Genomic DNA, 2,185 nt, shown 5'->3' with positions numbered 1-2,185 from the left:
GCCCTTCTCGCGGAAGTAGCGCGCCGCGCCGGGATGGAAGGGCAGGAAGCCGTTCTTGGCGGCATTGGCCGGCACCGTCTCGCGCGCCGCCGCGATCGCCTGCACCAGCTGCGCGTTGCCGTCCATCACCGCCTTGACGATGGCATAGACCAGGCCCTCGTCCAGGCTGCGATGCGCGATGGCGAAGTTGAACATGCCGACCACCCGCAGATCGCGCCCGGCGGTGCGGTAGGTGCTGGCCGGGATGGTGCCGGGGGAGAGCTCGGGCAACGCCGCCGTCAGCTTCGCCACCTCCGCCTCGGTGAAGTCGAGGAACACCACATCGCCCTGCGTCTCGGCCTCGCTGAAGGAGGGCACGGGGATGCCGGAGGCGAAGAGGTAGGCATCCAGCAGCCCGTCCTGCAGCTGCCCCGCCATGTCGGAGCCGGAGCCGTAGCGCACCGCCCCCGGCTTGTAGCCCAGCGTGCTCATGATGATGGGGAAGTAGGTGCCGGGCGTGCCCCCGCGCGGGCCGACGCCGATGTTCTTGCCCTCCAGCTGCGCGAAGCGGGTGATGCCGCTGCGCTTCAGCGCGATGCCGTGGAAGGGCGTGTCATACATCGGGAACAGCGCGCGGATCTCGCGGAACTGCTTGCCCTGGGTCCAGTCGCCCTTGCCTTCCCAGGCCTGCAGCGCCACGCCCATGGTGGTCATGGCGATCTCCACCTCCTTGCGCTCCACCAGCAGGATGTTCTGGTTCGGCCCCTGGGTGGTCCGGTAGGAGATGGCGACCCCCGTCGCCGCCTGCGCCATCTGCCCCCAGGCCGGGCCGTAGAGCGCGTAGGTGCCGCCCGGCGCCGCCGTGCCCATGGTGAGCGCGCGCGGCCAGCCGGCCTGCTTGGGCTGCGCCGCCGCCAGGCGTGGCGCCAGCACCGGCAGCGTGGCCGCCAGCGCGCCGGCGAAGAGCATCTCGCGTCGTTGCATCGGTCTTCCTTCCCTGTCCGCGGCGGCCGCGGCCGCCGTCCTGGCCCGGCCCCGATCATGCCGCCGGGTGTGGCCGGGGAGCAGCGTGCCGCAGCGCGCCACACAAAGGAAGCACCACGATCGACCCCCCTTGCGGCGCGGCGCGGGGGGCGTAGATCAGGCGGCGTGCTGCACATCATCAAGCTCTGCGTCGGCCCGCGCGACGTGGCCTCCCTCCGCGCCGCGCAGGAGCGGCGCGCCCGCCTCGACCCGCCGCTCCGCCACCTCACCCGCATGCAGCCCAAGCGGGCGGAGGAGGTGCTGGCGGGCGGCTCGCTCTACTGGGTGGTGGCCGGCTTCGCCTGCGTCCGCCAGCGCATCCTCGACATCCGCACCGAGGCGGCGGAGGACGGCACGGCGTACGCCGCCCTGGTGCTGGACCCGGCGCTGGTGGCGGTGGCGGCGCGGCCGGTGAAGGCCTTCCAGGGCTGGCGCTACCTGGCGCCCGAGGCCGCGCCGCCCGACATCGCCGCCCGCCCCGACGGCGCGGCGGATGACGGCATCGCCGCCCTGCCCGAGGCGCTGCGGCGCGAGTTGCAGCTGCTCTGCCTGCTCTGAAGGCAAACACTTCATTACGGTGAATTCAGCGCCGGCCCATCCTGGCGAGAGGCCAGCTTGCGCAGCCTGTTGGCTGAGGGGCGTGCTTCCCTCGCCATCAGGAATCCACCGCAATGCTCCGCTCGTTCCGCCTCCTGCTCGCGGCCTTCGCCCTGGCCGCACCGCTGGCCCTGACCGCCCTTTCCGGCACTGCCGAGGCCCGCGCCCCGCGTGGCCAGGCCGTCACGGCAGGCACCCAGGCGCAGCCGGCGGCGGCGCGCCAGCACACCCGCCGCCACAGCGCGCGCAGCACAACCCGCCAGCGCCAGCACGCCAGCGCCGCCAAGCGCACCCAGCGCCAGCAGGCCGCCCGCGCCCGCCGCGCCGCCCGCACGGCCGGCTGAGCAGGGCGCCCGGATTCGGCGGCGGCCTTATTTCCCGGCAGGCCGCCGTCCGATCAGCCAGCCCTTCCGGGGGCCGGCTGTTGGGCCGGCCGGCTCGTCCGGCCGGCCCATTTTTTCAGGTGGGGTCCTGCTTCCAGCCAGGGTCCTGCGCCGGGTCCCTCGGCTGCGGCTGCGCCCAGTCCTCCAGGGACGGCTCCACGGGCCGCGGCGGCAGCACCGGCGGCGGCGCCGAGACCTCCGCC

The 2,185-nt window shown here is 74.1% G+C and carries 3 protein-coding genes; 2 read left to right on the top strand and 1 reads right to left on the bottom strand.

From position 1 onward, the window contains the following. Window positions 1-963 (bottom strand): TAXI family TRAP transporter solute-binding subunit (locus ACZJYS_RS24065; RefSeq protein ID WP_493180609.1); only part of this gene is annotated, 963 nt, incomplete at its 3' end. Window positions 964-1,128: 165 nt separating this feature from the next. Between ACZJYS_RS24065 and ACZJYS_RS24060 the strand changes: the two genes are divergently transcribed. Both ACZJYS_RS24060 and ACZJYS_RS24055 read left to right on the top strand, forming a co-directional pair. After that, window positions 1,129-1,560 (top strand): DUF1489 family protein, encoded by a 432-nt coding sequence (locus ACZJYS_RS24060; protein ID WP_109516316.1) that lies wholly within the window; start codon window positions 1,129-1,131, stop codon window positions 1,558-1,560. A gap of 113 nt (window positions 1,561-1,673) precedes the next feature. Further along, window positions 1,674-1,943, top strand: a complete 270-nt coding sequence (locus ACZJYS_RS24055) for a hypothetical protein (protein ID WP_493180608.1) — start codon at window positions 1,674-1,676, stop codon at window positions 1,941-1,943. The last annotated feature ends 242 nt before the right edge of the window (window positions 1,944-2,185 follow it).

The organism is Roseomonas sp. TS2 (assembly GCF_058833935.1).
This window is presented reverse-complemented; position numbering and strand designations above follow the sequence as displayed.